Origin of the sequence: Stenotrophomonas sp. RIT-551 (genome assembly GCF_026241915.1) — a bacterium.
Classification (GTDB): Bacteria; Pseudomonadota; Gammaproteobacteria; order Xanthomonadales; family Xanthomonadaceae; genus Stenotrophomonas; species Stenotrophomonas bentonitica_A.
In genome coordinates, this window is the sequence record NZ_JAPJIU010000002.1 from 66,729 (window position 1) to 81,650 (window position 14,922).

The 14,922-nt window shown below is 67.0% G+C and carries 14 protein-coding genes; 5 read left to right on the forward strand and 9 right to left on the reverse strand.

From position 1 onward, the window contains the following. Positions 1 to 101: 101 nt before the first annotated feature. The 4 genes from ORK51_RS02910 to ORK51_RS02925 form a co-directional block, all read right to left on the reverse strand. Positions 102 to 446 carry a hypothetical protein gene (locus tag ORK51_RS02910; RefSeq protein WP_266083938.1) on the reverse strand — a complete coding sequence of 115 codons (345 nt, stop codon included), beginning with the start codon at positions 444 to 446 and terminating at the stop codon, positions 102 to 104. A gap of 91 nt (positions 447 to 537) precedes the next feature. After that, the gene (locus ORK51_RS02915) at positions 538 to 1,389 is read right to left on the reverse strand and encodes a pseudouridine synthase (protein WP_266083939.1); all 852 of its coding nucleotides are present in this window, start codon (positions 1,387 to 1,389) and stop codon (positions 538 to 540) included. Between the two features lie 19 nt (positions 1,390 to 1,408). Continuing rightward, positions 1,409 to 1,918, reverse strand: coding sequence for a hypothetical protein (locus ORK51_RS02920; RefSeq protein ID WP_046272397.1), 510 nt, complete (start codon positions 1,916 to 1,918; stop codon positions 1,409 to 1,411). 191 nt (positions 1,919 to 2,109) lie between these two features. Further along, complete coding sequence (locus tag ORK51_RS02925) at positions 2,110 to 3,201, reverse strand: OmpA family protein (RefSeq protein ID WP_019185837.1); 1,092 nt, start codon at positions 3,199 to 3,201, stop codon at positions 2,110 to 2,112. Positions 3,202 to 3,574: 373 nt separating this feature from the next. Between ORK51_RS02925 and ORK51_RS02930 the strand changes: the two genes are divergently transcribed. The 5 genes from ORK51_RS02930 to ORK51_RS02950 all read left to right on the forward strand — a co-directional run bounded on the left by ORK51_RS02930 (position 3,575) and on the right by ORK51_RS02950 (position 8,924). After that, on the forward strand, positions 3,575 to 4,600 hold the full coding sequence (locus ORK51_RS02930) for a zinc-binding alcohol dehydrogenase family protein (protein ID WP_266083942.1): 1,026 nt from the start codon (positions 3,575 to 3,577) through the stop codon (positions 4,598 to 4,600). Positions 4,601 to 4,698: 98 nt separating this feature from the next. Then, positions 4,699 to 5,310: a membrane protein YczE gene (yczE, locus tag ORK51_RS02935; protein ID WP_266083944.1), complete on the forward strand. Its 612-nt coding sequence runs from the start codon at positions 4,699 to 4,701 to the stop codon at positions 5,308 to 5,310. Positions 5,311 to 5,415: 105 nt separating this feature from the next. Beyond that, positions 5,416 to 7,449 carry an NADPH-dependent 2,4-dienoyl-CoA reductase gene (locus tag ORK51_RS02940; protein ID WP_261997717.1) on the forward strand — a complete coding sequence of 678 codons (2,034 nt, stop codon included), beginning with the start codon at positions 5,416 to 5,418 and terminating at the stop codon, positions 7,447 to 7,449. Between the two features lie 315 nt (positions 7,450 to 7,764). Then, entirely contained in the window at positions 7,765 to 8,223 is a 459-nt protein-coding gene (locus ORK51_RS02945; RefSeq protein WP_019185842.1) for a cell wall hydrolase, read from the forward strand. A gap of 89 nt (positions 8,224 to 8,312) precedes the next feature. Further along, positions 8,313 to 8,924 carry a glutathione S-transferase family protein gene (locus tag ORK51_RS02950; RefSeq protein WP_266083946.1) on the forward strand — a complete coding sequence of 204 codons (612 nt, stop codon included), beginning with the start codon at positions 8,313 to 8,315 and terminating at the stop codon, positions 8,922 to 8,924. 80 nt (positions 8,925 to 9,004) lie between these two features. On the opposite strand, the gene ORK51_RS02955 is transcribed toward ORK51_RS02950, so the two are convergent. The 5 genes from ORK51_RS02955 to ORK51_RS02975 form a co-directional block, all read right to left on the reverse strand. Further along, positions 9,005 to 10,066, reverse strand: coding sequence for a suppressor of fused domain protein (locus ORK51_RS02955; RefSeq protein WP_070426695.1), 1,062 nt, complete (start codon positions 10,064 to 10,066; stop codon positions 9,005 to 9,007). A gap of 72 nt (positions 10,067 to 10,138) precedes the next feature. Continuing rightward, entirely contained in the window at positions 10,139 to 10,633 is a 495-nt protein-coding gene (locus tag ORK51_RS02960) for a hypothetical protein (protein ID WP_070427538.1), read from the reverse strand. A gap of 305 nt (positions 10,634 to 10,938) precedes the next feature. After that, positions 10,939 to 12,816, reverse strand: coding sequence for a propionate--CoA ligase (gene prpE, locus ORK51_RS02965; protein ID WP_070426694.1), 1,878 nt, complete (start codon positions 12,814 to 12,816; stop codon positions 10,939 to 10,941). 345 nt (positions 12,817 to 13,161) lie between these two features. Beyond that, positions 13,162 to 14,148: a malate dehydrogenase gene (locus ORK51_RS02970; protein WP_019186175.1), complete on the reverse strand. Its 987-nt coding sequence runs from the start codon at positions 14,146 to 14,148 to the stop codon at positions 13,162 to 13,164. 63 nt (positions 14,149 to 14,211) lie between these two features. After that, on the reverse strand, positions 14,212 to 14,706 hold the full coding sequence (locus tag ORK51_RS02975; protein WP_019186174.1) for a peptidylprolyl isomerase: 495 nt from the start codon (positions 14,704 to 14,706) through the stop codon (positions 14,212 to 14,214). Positions 14,707 to 14,922: the final 216 nt, after the last annotated feature.

The window sequence follows — 14,922 nt, forward strand, 5'->3', positions numbered from 1 at the left end:
GCTCTACCGCTGGGGGGTGTGGACATCGGATGCGGGGGCTCGCCTTGCGTGCCCAGCCGACCAACGGTCGGCTCTACCGTTGGGGTGACGCGCGCGGCGGGTTACTTCTTCTTTTTCTTCTGGTCCTTGGCCTCTTCCTTGCTGGCCACCACCACCGGTGCCGCGACCGGGCCATCCTGGCCGTTGCCCTTGGCCACACGGATACCGTTGGCCTTCATCCACGCATCGAACTCGTCGGCGCTCATGCGCTTGTCGCCATCGCTCATCAGGAAGCGGTAGCTGCCGCGGCCATCGAGCTCGGGAATCTTGATCTCCACCACCTTGTCGGCCACCGGCGGATCCTGTTTGGCGATCTGTTTGTGGCCGCCGCAGGCGGTCAGCAGCGCGGCCGGCAACAGCAGGCAGGCGCCACGGAACAGGGAACGGTTGAGGGTACTGACGTGCATGGTCTTACTCCCGGTGTTGAACGGAACGTCCCTTCGAAGGCCATCCATTGCCCGGGTCGACTGGCCTGCCACCTGCCGGCAGGCCACGAGGTCACGGTGTCGCCGCGGCGCTGTCGGCCACGGCATGAAGCAGATCCAGATCGTGTTGGCTGAGCTTGCGCCAGGCGCCTTTGCCCAGCTCGCCCAACGGCAGCTGGCCGATCGCCACGCGTACCAGGCGCAGCACGGTAATGTCCAAGGCGGCCAGCAACCGGCGGATATGCCGGTTGCGGCCCTCCTCCAGCACGATTTCCAGCCAGGCGGTCTTGTCTCCGCTGCGCAGCAGCGTGGCGCGGCGCGCGCGCAGCCATTCGCCTTCGTCCTCGATGCCGGCGCACAACGCCTGCAACTGCGCGGCGTCGGGGATGGCATCGATCTGGACGTGATAGGTCTTGTCCGGACCGGTGGCCGGATCGGTCAGGCGCGCGGCCCACTGCGGATCATTGCTGAAGAGCAGCAGGCCTTCGCTGGCCTTGTCCAGGCGCCCGACCGGCGCAATCCACGGCAGCCCGGCATCGTCGAAGCAGCGGTAGACGGTGTCGCGGCCGCGCTCGTCCTGCGCGGTGGTGACCAGGCCGCGCGGCTTGTTCAACAGCAGGTACACGCGCTTGGGGGCGTCCAGCGGCTGACCATCCACGCGCACCTGGTGGCGGCCGTCGATGATCGGAAATTCGGGGTTGTTGATGACACGGCCATCGACCGTGACCCGGCCCTCGGCGATCCAGCGCGCCGCTTCCGTGCGCGAGCACAGCCCGGCTTTGGACAGTACCCGCGCCAGGCCATGGCGCGGTGCGGTCGGGGTGGCGCTGGAGGCGGTGCTGCGGCTGCCTGTTGCGGGGCTCGCACGCCGCTCGGGGCGGCGTGGTCGGGACGCGTTCGCGGCGGGTGGCCGGCGTGTCGTCATCGTGCTCCGCTCAGGCGACTTACTTCTTGTCCGCCGGCTTGGTCTCAGCCGGGGCTTCGGTGGCGGCGGCCGGGACGGCAGCCGGTACCGGGCGCGCCTTGACCACGCGCACACCGCGCGCCTTCATCCAGGCGTCGAACTCTTCGGCGGTCATGCGCTTGCCGTTCTGGCTCATGTCAAAGCGCCACGGCGTGTTGTCGAACTCGGTCTGCGGCTTGTAGGCGGCCGGATCGTTCGGGTTGATCACCGGTGCGCTGGGGATCGCCTTGGCGATGTTCTGGCAGCCGTCGATGCGCAGGCGCTGCAGCACGCGGTCCAGCGACTGTTCCTGGTCGAAGTTGGAGGTCAGCACGCCGGCAGGCATGCCCAGCTGCACGTTGCGGATGTACAGCTCTTCGGCCACCGGTGCGATCGCGGTGGCCGGCAGCGGCAGCGGTGATGCGCTGACAGGTGCCGAACAGTCCACGGCAGCGTGGGCGGTGGGAACCAGGGCCAGGCCAAGCGCGGCGGCCAGTGCAAAACGCTGCATGGGATGCATCCAGGAAGGGGTCGACGCGGCGAGTTTAACAGCGCCACAACGTCTTTCAAGCGCCACCTTCAATGAATACGGCAACTTGTTGGATTTATTGTTGATTTCTCTGTTTCTGGCCGGCCAGAGGCAAAAAAAAACAGGGCCCGGCAATGCCGGGCCCTGCTGATGAGACTGTACTGCCAGAAGGATTAGTTCTGGACGTTCAGCTCGGTACGACGGTTCTTGGCGCGACCTTCCGGGTTATCCGAACCATCCGGGTTGGTGTTCGGCGCAATCGGGCGGCTCTCGCCGTAACCGATCGGACCGACCAGACGCGAAGCGTCAACGCCGTTCTGGGTCAGGTAGTTGTACACCGAGGTGGCACGACGCTCGGACAGCTTCTGGTTGTAAGCGTCGGTACCCTTGGAATCGGTGTGACCGGCCACTTCAACGCGCAGATCCGGGTAACGCTTCAGGATTTCCGAAGCTTCGCTCAGGATCGCAACCGCGTCCGGACGCAGGTTCGACTTGTCGAAGTCGAAGTTCACGCCCTTCAGATCGATCGACACCGGGACCGGGCAACCGTCCGGACCGATGGTCTGGCCAGGCTGCGAGTTCGGGCACTTGTCGTCGCAGTTGTTGACGCCGTCACCGTCGTCATCCAGGTCGGCGCAGCTCGGGGCCACCGGAGCCGGAGCCGGCACGGCAGCAACCGGGGCCGGGCCCAGCGGGATCACGACGCCGACCGAAGCCAGCACGTCGCCGAACCAGTCTTCGCTCGGAGCAGCAACGCTCTGGTCGTCGAAGTCAGCGCGGTAGGCCACTTCGGCACGCACGGCGACGCGCTTTTCGAAGGTGGTCTGCAGACCGACGCCGAGCTTGGCGGCGAAGTTGCCGTCCTTGCGCTCACGCGGACCGTTGGTGTTCAGCGCTGCGTACTCTTCTTCCGACTTCTGGTAGCCCAGGCCGAACAGCAGGTACGGGTTCCAGCCGCGGCCTTCCTGGATGAAGTGGCGACGCAGGTCGAGCGAGGCGCCGTACTGGCTCCAGTTCAGATCCTGGTTGGCATCGAAGTTCGGGTTCTGGTAGTTCAGCTCGCCGTCCAGCGACCAGTTGGGGCTGATGAACTTACCGAGGCCCAGGGTAACGAACGGAGCGTCGTTGGTCAGACGGTCGCTATCCTGGAAGTTGAAGCCGGCCGAACCGGTCAGGTACCAGCGGTCGTCAAAATCCTGCGCCGATGCAGCCTGGGCGAAAGCCAGACCGCCCAGCAGCGCGGCAGTGAGGATCTTCTTGTTCATTGAGTACAGCTCCTATTTCGGGGGTATGAAACCGGTAGAGGCATGGGCCAGCACTACTGCGTCGTTTTCAGACTGCCGATTCAGCACGCCACCGCCGCGAACATTATGCTCAGGCGAGTGAAGGTGATGTTAACAGTCACGTAACATGTGAAGACGACCGCCAGACCTCTACCGGGTCCAGCTGGTGGCACCCTATACAGGTTGATGAAATTCCGCAAGACCCAGCAATGACAAGGGTTTTGCCTAATTCAGGCGACGTCGCGACACATTTTTCACGTTAGGGTTCAAATCGCGATGGCGCCTTGATTCAGCGCAAAAACAGGGACGGCCTGATCCGTATGATGGGGAGGATTCCCCCGTTTCCGGAGCCGACATGAAAGCCGTGGGATTGACCCAGTATCTGCCGATTGAAGACCCCGCCGCGCTGCAGGACGTGAATGTGGCGACCCCCGGCGCGCCAGAGGGGCGCGACCTGCTGGTGCGGGTACACGCTGTTTCCGTCAATCCCGTGGATACCAAACAGCGCGCGCCGCGCGCGCAGCACGAAAACCCACCGCGGATCCTGGGCTACGACGCGGCCGGTGTCGTGGAAGCCGTCGGCCCGGAAGTCAGCGCTTTCGCGCCCGGCGATGAGGTGTATTACGCAGGCGATGTCACCCGCCCCGGTTGCAATGCGCAGTACCAGTGGGTGGATGAGCGCCTGGTCGGGCGAAAACCCACCACGCTGGATTTCGCCGAGGCCGCGGCGTTGCCCTTGACCACGCTGACCGCCTGGGAGCTGCTGTTCCAGCGCATGCCGCTGCAGTTCGAAGATCGCCGCCATCGCGGCCAGCATCTGTTGATCATCGGCGGTGCCGGCGGCGTCGGTTCGATGGCGATCCAGCTCGCGCGCCATGCAGGCTTCACCGTGATCGCCACCGCGTCGCGCGAGCAGAGCCGTGCGTGGTGCCTGCAGATGGGCGCCGACCACGTGATCGATCATCGCCAGCCATTGGCGGCGCAGCTGCAGGCGCTGGGGATCACGCAGGTGCAGGTCGCGCTGAACCTGGCCGACACCGACCACTACTGGGACGCGCTGGGCGAACTGCTGGCCCCGCAGGGGCATGTGGGGCTGATCGTCGAACCCCGTGGACCCCTGCGGATCGGCGATCCCTACAAAGCCAAGTGCATTGGCATCCACTGGGAATTCATGTTCGCGCGCTCGCGCTTCCAGACCGCCGACATGATCGAGCAGCACTGCATCCTGGGCCGCGCCGCCAGCCTGATCGACGCCGGTGAGCTGCGCACCACCGCGCACACGCACCTGGGTACGATCAATGCGGCGAACCTGCGCGAGGCGCACCGGCGGCTGGAAGGCGGCGGGGTGATCGGCAAGCTGGTGCTGTCGAGCTGGGGGTAACCGGCGCGGCAACGTGTCAGCGCACATTCGCGGTCATCTGTATCTGTCGGCGCGGCCCGGCGCCGCCTACAGTCAGTGGCCCTTCCGGTGCGATCGCCATGCCCACTTCCCTGCCCCTGCGCCTGCTGCAACTCCTGCTTGGTCTGTTCCTGTATGGCTTCGGCGCGGCGGTGATGATCCGCGCCGCGATCGGCGTGGCGCCCTGGGATGTGCTTTCGCAGGGCATCGCGCTGCAGACACCGCTCTCCTTCGGCGTGGCCACCAATGTGATCGGCGCGCTGGTGCTGCTGCTGTGGTGGCCGATCCGGCAGAAGCCGGGCCTGGGCACCGTGCTCAACGTGCTGCTGATCGGCCCCAGCGCGCAGTTCGGGCTGTGGCTGCTGCCGGAGGTGCACGGCCTGGGCTGGCAGATCCCCATGTTCCTGTGTGGCCTGCTGCTGGTCGCGCTGGCCACCGGCCTGTACATCGGCGCGCGCTTCGGCCCGGGCCCGCGCGATGGCCTGATGACCGGCCTGCACGCCCGCACCGGCTGGCCGATCTGGATCGTGCGCAGCGCGATCGAAGGCACCGTGCTGCTGATCGGCTGGTGGCTGGGCGGCAATGTCGGTGTCGGTACCCTCGCCTTTGCCCTGCTGATCGGCCCGCTGTGCGGCATCACGCTGCCACTGTTCGGCATCCGCAAGCCCGCCCCGGCAACCGTCACCCCATAACGGGCCTCCGCACCGACCGGCGTTCGGTGCGTGGCAGGACACATGCGCTTGCTCTTCAGGGGCTTTCGCGGCACCCTGCGGGCTTCCGTACGCAAGCGTATCCACATGTCGCCAGCCGCTGAATCCGCCGCCTATCCGCATCTGTTTGCCCCGCTCGACCTGGGTTTCACCCAGCTGCGCAACCGGGTCCTGATGGGGTCCATGCACACCGGTCTGGAAGACCGCGCGCGCGATTTCCCGCGCCTGGCGGCGTATTTCGCCGAGCGGGCGGCCGGCGGCGTCGGCTTGATCGTCACCGGCGGCTTCGCCCCCAACGTGGTCGGCTGGCTCAAGCCGTTCGGCGGCAAGCTCTCCTGGCCGTGGGAGGTGCGACCGCATCGCCAGGTCACCCGGGCCGTGCACGACAACGGCAGCAGGATCTGCCTGCAGCTGCTGCATGCCGGCCGCTACGCCTACCACCCCCTGTCGGTGGCGCCTTCCAGGCTCAAGGCCCCGATCAATCCCTTCACCCCGCGGGCGCTGTCCGCGCGTGGCGTGGACCGGCACATCGCCGATTACGCGCGCAGCGCGCGGCTGGCCCGCGAGGCCGGCTACGACGGCGTCGAGGTGATGGGCTCGGAAGGCTATCTGATCAACGAATTCATCGCGCCACGCACGAACCAGCGCAACGACCGCTGGGGCGGCGACGCGGCGCAGCGCATGCGCTTTGCGGTGGAAATCGTGCGCCGCATCCGCGAGGCCTGCGGGCCGGACTTCATCATCATCTACCGGCTCTCGCTGGTGGATCTGGTGCCCGACGGCAGCAACTGGGCCGAGATCGTGCAGCAGGCCCAGGCCATCGAGGCGGCGGGCGCGACCCTGATCAACTCCGGCATCGGCTGGCACGAGGCGCGCATCCCCACCATCGCCACCTCGGTGCCGCGCGGCGCCTTTGCCGGGGTCACCGCCAAGCTCAAGCCGCATGTGCGCGTGCCGGTGATCGCCACCAACCGCATCAACATGCCCGACGTGGCCGAGCGCATCCTCGCCGCGGGCGGTGCCGACATGGTTTCGCTGGCGCGGCCGCTGCTGGCCGACCCGCAGTGGGCCAACAAGTCGCGCGCCGGCCGGCCGGAGGCGATCAACACCTGCATCGCCTGCAACCAGGCCTGCCTGGACCACGTGTTCGAGAACAAGACCGCCAGCTGCCTGGTCAACCCGCGCGCCGTGCACGAGACCGAGCTGGTCTACCGCCCCACCACCGCGCCGCGCCGGATTGCCGTGGTCGGTGCCGGCCCGGCCGGGCTGGCCTGCGCGACCGTGGCTGCCGAGCGCGGCCACGCGGTCACGCTGTTCGATGCCGGCAGCGAGATCGGCGGGCAGTTCAACGTCGCCAAGCGCATCCCGGGCAAGGAAGAATTCCACGAGACGCTGCGCTACTTCCGCCACAAACTGGACGAGACCGGTGTCGATGTGAAGCTGGACACCGTGGCCGACGTGGCCGCGCTGGCCAACTTCGACGAGGTGGTCATCGCCACCGGCATCACCCCGCGCCGGGTCGATTTCCCCGGCGCCGACCATCCCAAGGTGGTCACCTACCTGGACGTGCTGCTCGGCCGGGTCCGGGTGGGCGAGCAGGTCGCGATCATCGGCGCCGGCGGGATCGGCTTCGATGTCGGCGAGTTCCTGGTCCACGAGGGCCCCTCCTCGGCGCTGGACCCGGCACGCTGGATGGCCGAATGGGGCGTGGACCCCAGCTTCGAGGGCCGTGGCGCGCTGGCCAGGCCGGCGCCGGAGCCCCCTGCGCGCAAGGTGTGGCTGCTGCAGCGCAGCCCGGGCAAGCCCGGCGCCCGCCTGGGCAAGACCACCGGCTGGATCCACCGGGCCACGCTCAAGGCCAAGGGCGTGAGCATGCTCGGCGGCGTGGAGTACCTGGGCGTGGACGACAGCGGCCTGCGTATCCGCGTGGAGGGCGAAGAACAGCTGCTGCCGGTGAGCCATGTGGTGGTCTGCGCCGGGCAGGAACCGCGCCGTGATCTGCACGCCGCGCTGCAGGCCGCCGGCATCACCGCGCAGTTGATCGGCGGTGCCGATGTCGCCGCCGAACTCGATGCCAAGCGCGCGATCAATCAGGGCAGCCGGGTCGCCGCTGCACTCTGAGCCGGGATTGGATCAGGCTCTGATGCCGGTCCAAGCGGACCTGAATACGGGGCTGAACCGCCGATTCAGCCCCACCTCCCAACCTGAATGTCAAGCTTTCGGGTTCAGGATGTATTGGGAAATCCCCCCCTATCGTGCGCCAACTTTCCCGCTCACCACCCAGTTCGAGTGAGCGCGCGGACCCCACGTCTTGTTCGGGTCCGCCCCCGGGCGGCCCCGATGGCCGCCTCCCCATGACGCCAAGTCGTATCCCACGCCCCGTCCGCACGATCGGATGGAACAGCCAGGTGCGGCCCACACGGAGCAAGGAGATTTATGAAACTGGCCTGGATTCTCTGGCTGTCACAGTTGTTGCCGCAGCCTGCCGCCGATTCGTTGTGCCTGAGCACGACCGTCTACCTCGAAGCGCGTGACCAGACCCTGCGCGGCCAGCAAGCCGTCGCGGAAGTGGCCCTGCGCCGGCTGGACAGCGGCCTCTGGGGCGACTCGATGTGCCAGGTGGTGACCGCGCGCAAGCAGTTCGCCCCGACCATCGTCGCGCCCGGCACCCAGCTCGGCAACGCCGATGCCTGGCAGGAAGCGATGACCGTGGCCTTCGATGCCGAGCGCAACTGGGCCCTGCCCGCCGGTGAGCGCAAGGAGATCGTGCCCGGCGCGAGCCACTTCGCCGCCATGGCGATCGCCAACCCGAGCTGGCGCAACGCCTACCAGGTGGCCACCATCGGCGACCACACCTTCTACCGCGTGCAGAAACTCAAGCCGCGCGCGTCGTAACGATCTGTTACGGCCATACCGTTGAGGATGAAGGGCCAGCTCTGGAATAGTGGGCGGCTCACCTTCCACCGATCCGCAACGGAGTTCCCATGAAGCTGTACAGCAAGCCCGGAGCCTGCTCCACCGCCGACCACATCGCCCTGCAGTGGACCGGCCAGCCGTTCGAGGTGGAACTGCTCGACAAGGACACCCTGAAGGCACCGCCGTTCCTGGCCATCAATCCGGCCGGTTCGGTCCCGGTGGTGGTCGATGGCGATTTCGTGCTGACCCAGAACGCGGCAATCATGGGCTATATCGCCGATACCCACCCGCAGGCCGGCCTGACCGGCGATGGCAGCCCCAAGCAGCGCGCCGAAGCCACCCGCTGGCTGTCCTTCGTCAACTCCGACCTGCACCCGGCGTTCAAGCCACTGTTCGCGCCGGGCGCCTTCATCGAAGACGACACCCAGTACGACGCGCTCCGCGCCGCCGCCCGCAAGCGCCTGCGTGGCCTGTTCGAGCGCGCCGATGCGCAGCTGGCCGATCGCCCCTGGCTGGCCGGGTTCCGCAGCTTCGCCGACCCCTACTTCTACATCACCCTGCGCTGGGCGGCGGGCGCGAAGATCGACCTGAGCGGCCTGGACAACCTCGCCGCCTTCAAGCAGCGCATGGAGGCTGATACCGGCGTGCAGGCGGTGCTGAAGGCCGAAGGCCTCCTGTAAAGCCATCCCATGGGTGGCTGCAGCCGGTCCGGCCAGAACAGACGCGTCCGGCCGGACAAGGAGCCACGCATGGCGTGGCTCTACCCGATCGTACGTACCACAGTGCCCTCGGCATCGCGCAGCTCGCTCGGCTCCACCACCACCTGCAGCGCCGGCCAGCCCGGGATCGCATAGGTCCCGCGGCGTGGCATGACCGTGGCAACCAGCGCCTGCACCGTGGCCGGGGCCAACTGGCAGTCCAGCGCATCGGCGTCGATCACCAGCGCATTGACCGCCGCTGGCGACAGCGTGATCTGCCGGTCATTGCCGACCAGCGTCAACGGCTGCCCGAACAGCAACCGCGCTGGCAGCAGCGCGAGCAGCGATTCCACCTGGCGCGCGCCCAGCGTCAGGGTCAACTGCTGCCCAGCGCCCTCGCCCTGCACCGACCAGGCCAGCTTTTCCAGGAACAGATAGGCCGTCTGCGAGCCCTCGCGTGCCGCCCCCTCTGCCACGGCGGCAGCCAGTGCCGGGTCGCCCAGCAGCGAGCCACGCGCGATATCGGTGATCCACAGCGGCATCCTGGGCAGCAGCGTCTCGAGCACGCCGGTGGTCGACCAGCGCTTCACCGCCTCCATCTCGTCATCGGTCAGCCCGATCACCTGCAGGAACTCCAGCGAACCGTTGGGCGTCTCGCGCGGGGGCAGCTGCGGGTCGCGCATGAAGGCGACGTGCCGCAGCAGCGTATCGGTATCGGCGGCGATCGGCCCGCCCGCGTTGAGGTAGTGGCCCTGCTGGAACACCTTGCCGTTGGCGAACACGTAGCGCGCCAGGTTCTGCAGGAAGTTCATCGCCCACGCTGGTGGTTCGCTGCCCGCTGCGGCGGCCACCCGGAAGCTCAGCTCGAACCCGTAGCCACTGGTGGCCGGATCATCGCTCTCTTTTTCATACAGTTCGGAGAAGCCGTAGCTGACGAAATGCCAGTGCGGCAGCGGCGCATCGTTCCAGTACGCGCTGATGCCGTCCAACGGGTCCTCACCGCCCAGCAGCGAGCGCAGCACGGGACCGTAATGCTGTGGCGCCTGCACGGGATACACCGCCTTCAACGCGGCATCGATGGCCTCCCAGCCAGGCGCGCCGTCGTCCTCGATCTCGTCCACCATCACCGCTCTCCAGCCACAGAATCAGCGCGCATTCTAAACACCGCGCTGGCTGACTGCCGTGGAGGCCTCGGCTCAGGCGACCACGGGATCGGCCTGCACCAGCGCGCGCGTTTCGTCGAGCCAACGGTTGGCCAACGCCGGGCTTTTCGCCTTGCTGATCGCGGCGGCCATGTCCGGCCACAGCTTCTCCAGGCTGCCGGCATCGGTGCAGCGCTCCACTTTCAATTGCATGAAACAGCCCTTCAGACCGAGATGCCTGCGCACCGATTCGCTCATCCAGTCGTACAGTCGCTTGTACAGGTCCGGATCCTGCTCGCGCCCGGCGGTCAGGGCCGCAGCAACAACCGGCGCGACACTGCCGCCGACGATCTCGATCAGGCCCTGCGCGGACAACTGCGCGAGCGCGTCCTCCGGTGCACGCAGGCCCGGCAACAGAGCGGTCAGCGCAGTGTCATCGCGCTGACCATCCACCATCAGCAGAATGGAGCGCAGCGACGGCGGCAGGCGCCGTGCACGGTCCTCGATTTCCTGACGGCCAGCGGCCGTCTTGGCATGGATATACGCCATGTGTTCCCCCTCACGTGGTGCATCACCGCGCGTGGCACCCGGCCATTCGCCGATGCGTACGCGCCCCCTTGCGATCTTCCAGGCCGATGCGCATCACGGGCCGCGCGTGGCGCGCCGTGTCCCCAGCGCGCGGCGTCGGGCCGGTGAGGCCTGCAACGATCGCCTGCGCAGCTTACCGGAGCGCTCCGCTTGCCGGTAATGCGCTGCAGCATGGTCCTGAGCGGTGGCACGGTAGGCGTTGAAGGCCCGCCCTCGGGGGAAGGCGGACCGTGGGGAGGCGTGGGGCACGCCAGGACGACGGCCGGTCAGTTGCCCAGCGCGCGCCGGATCTCGTCCAGGGCCGCCGGGTCGTCCAGGGTCGACAGATCGCCCGGGTCACGTTCCTCGGCCAGTGCCTGCAGCGAGCGCCGCAGCAGCTTGCCCGAGCGCGTCTTGGGCAGCGCGTTGACGATATGGATGTGCGCCGGCCGTGCGACCGCGCCCAGCGTGCCACTCACCCGCTGCATCATCTCGGCCACCACGGCACTGCCGTCGCCTTGAAGGGCCTGCTTGAGGGTGACGAACACCAGCGGTACCTGGCCCTTGAGTTCGTCCTTGACCCCGATCACGGCAGCCTCGGCCACCAGCGGATGCCCGGCGATGCACTCTTCGATCTCACGCGTGCCCAGCCGGTGGCCGGCGACGTTGATGACGTCGTCGGTGCGGCCAAGGATGAAGGTGTAGCCATCCTCGTCCTGGATCGCCCAGTCGAGCGAGCTGTAGAGCAGTTCCTTGAAGTGGCTGAAATAGCTCTGGATGAAGCGCGCATCGTCCTTCCACACGGTGGTCATGCAGCCCGGCGGCAGGGGCGGAATCATCACCAGCACGCCCTTCTGCCCCGGCGCGACGGTGTCACCGGTGTTCTCGTCGATGACCTTCATGCGGTAGCCAAGATTCGGGAAACCAGGCGAACCGAAGCGGACCGGCTTCATGTCCACGCCCGGCAGCAGGGTCAACGCAGGCCAGCCGGTTTCGGTCTGCCAGTAGTTGTCGATGATCGGCTTGCCGAGTGCGTCGTTGATCCAGTGCGCGGTGGGTTCATCGAGCGGTTCACCGGCAAGGAAGACGTACTTCAGCGAGGCCAGATCGTGGCGGCGGATGAAGTCCGCATCGTGCTTCTTGAGCACGCGGATCGCCGTGGGCGAGGAGAACAGCGTGCGCACGCCGTACTGTTCGCACAGCGCCCACCAGATGCCCGGATCGGGACTGGTCGGCAGCCCTTCGTACAGCAGCGAGGTGCAACCGCCGATCAGCGGGCCGTACACGTTGTAGGAGTGCCCGACCGCCCAGCCCACATCCGAGGTGGAGAACATCACCTGGCCGGGTTTGCAATCGAACACGGTCTCCATCGACTGCGCCATTGCCACCGCGTAGCCGCCGACGTCGCGCTGCACGCCCTTGGGCTTGCCCGTGGTGCCGGAGGTATACAGCAGATAGCTGGGCTCGCTGGATTCCAGCCACACCACCGGCACATCCTGGTCGCCCACCTCGGCGCGCAACGTGGCGTAGTCCACGTCGCGGCCGGGCACCTTCGGCTCGGCCGGGTCCAGCCCGCGCGAGACGATCAGCACGTGCGGCGGCGGCGAAGCGGCTTCGGCGCAGGCGGCATCGACCATCGCCTTGTAGGGAATCACTTTGCCACCGCGCTTGCCGGCATCGGCGGCGATCAGCAGCTTGGGTTCGGCGTCGTCGATGCGCAGTGCCAGGTTGTGCGCGGCGAAGCCACCGAACACCACCGAGTGGATGGCACCGATGCGCGCGCAGGCCAGCATCGCGAAGACTGCCTCGGCCATGTTCGGCATGTAGATCACCACGCGATCGCCGCGCTGCACGTCCAGCCGCAGCAGCACGGCGGCGAAGGCATTTACTTCGCGGTGCAGCTCGCGGTAGGTGATCTCGCGGGTGACGCCGGTTTCACTGGAGACCGCGACCAGCGCGAGCTGGTCGGGGCGATCGACCAGATGGCGGTCCACCGCGTTGTAGCAGAGGTTGGTTTCCCCGCCCACGAACCAGCGCCGGAACGGCGGGTTGCTGTAATCGAGGATCTGCTGCGGCGGCGTGTGCCAGTAGATGCGCTGGGCCTCTTCGCCCCAGAACGCCTCGGGTTCATCGACCGAACGTCGATAGACATCTTCGTAACGCATGACAGCCCTCCCAGACAAAGTCATGGGATCGAGCATAGTCCGATGGTGAAGCGCGAGCCGTCCGACCTTGGTCGTAGGGCCGATCGGTGGGTCGGGCGCTGGGCCCCCATACCCTTGTAGGCGAAATAAAGGAGGAGGGGGCGGCCGCAGGCCGACGCCGGGGGACATTCGCCGGAAAGGGTATGGGGGCCCAGCGCCCGACCCACCGATCGCCGCGCAGGAAAAGACTCAGTTCGCGCCTCTACCTGCACCGCCGATGGGCGAAGAACAAAAAAACGCCGGGCAATGCCCGGCGTTTCTTCCATCAGGCACCGACCAACGGCCAGCACCTGTCGCGGCGTGCGATCAGCCCAGCAGGTGGGCGACGCCGGCGCGCTCTTCTTCCAGCTCGGCCAGGGTCTTGTCGATGTACTTCTGGCTGAAGTCGTCGACCGGCAGATCCTTGACCAGGGTGTACTCGCCGTTCTCGGTGGTGACCGCGAAGCCGAAGATCACGCCTTCCGGGATGCCGTAGGAGCCGTCGGACGGCACGCCCATGGTGACCCACTTGCCGTTGCTGCCCAGCACCCAGTCACGGATGTGGTCGACGGCGGCATTGGCGGCCGAGGCTGCCGAGGACGAGCCACGCGCTTCGATGATCGCCGCGCCGCGCTTGCCCACGGTCGGGATGAAGGTCGATGCGTTCCATTCCTGGTCGTTGATCGCCTCGGCGATGGAGGCACCATCGGCGGTGGCGAAACGGTAGTCCGGATACATGGTCGGGCTGTGGTTGCCCCACACGATCAGCTTTTCCATGCCACCGACCGGCTTGCCGAGCTTGGTCGACAGCTGGCTCAGCGCGCGGTTGTGGTCCAGGCGCAGCATGGCGGTGAAGTTGCGCGGGTTCAGGTCCGGCGCCGACTTCATGGCGATGTAGGCGTTGGTGTTGGCCGGGTTGCCGACCACCAGCACCTTGACGTCACGCTTGGCGACCTTGTTCAGCGCCGCGCCCTGGGCGGTGAAGATCTTCGCGTTTTCCAGCAGCAGATCCTTGCGCTCCATGCCCGGGCCGCGCGGACGCGCGCCGACCAGCAGGGCGATATCGGCATCCTTGAAGGCCACTTCGGCGTCATCGGTACCGACCATGCCGGCCAGCAGCGGGAAGGCGCAGTCTTCCAGTTCCATCATCACGCCGCGCAGGGCGGCCTGGGCCTTGTCGACCGGCAGCTCGAGCAGCTGCAGGATGACCGGCTGGTCCTTGCCCAGCATGTCGCCGGAGGCGATGCGGAACAGCAGGGCGTAGCCGATCTGGCCGGCGGCGCCGGTCACGGCAACACGAACAGGTGCTTTCATGGGGATTTCCTCTGCTAAGAATCGTAAAAACGGCCCCCTTCACAGGGGGCCGTCGGGATCGGATCAGGCGCTGGGGATCAGCTTGTTCCACTCCGCCACGCGCTCGGCCTGGGCGGCCAGCACGGCGTCGGTGTCGCCTTCCAGGGTGATCGAATGGATCACATCGCCCTGCTTGACCGAGTCCACGATGGCCTGGCCGTCCAGGACCTGGCCGAACACGGTGTGCTTGCCGTCCAGCCAATCGGTCTTGATGTGGGTGATGAAGAACTGGCTGCCGTTGGTGTTCGGGCCGGCATTGGCCATCGACAGCGAACCGACCTGATGCTTCACGCCATTCTTTTCGTCTTCGAACTTGTAGCCCGGGCCGCCGGTGCCACGACCCTGCGGGCAGCCGCCCTGGATCATGAAGTCGGGGATGACGCGGTGGAAGATCAGGCCGTCATAGAAGCCGTGCTTGACCAGGTTCACGAAGTTGGCGACCGTCAGCGGGGCCTTGTCGGCGAACAGCTCGACCTTGATCGGGCCCTGGGTGGTGTCGAAAGTGGCGATGAGGGACATGCAAATCCTTGGGGTACGGGGGTTTGTCGTTAGCCCCATAGGATACACCGCGCCCCCTGACCAACGGGCGCCTGTTGGACAAACGCGTCGCCACGCGCCCAGGCACCTCCGCGCCGGCACGGACACGCTTTGCTGAATGCCTCAGGGAGGGCGGTCGTGCCGGCCGTTGGCCAGCAGCCAGGCAAACCTGCCGGGGATCACGGGGTCGCCGGCCAG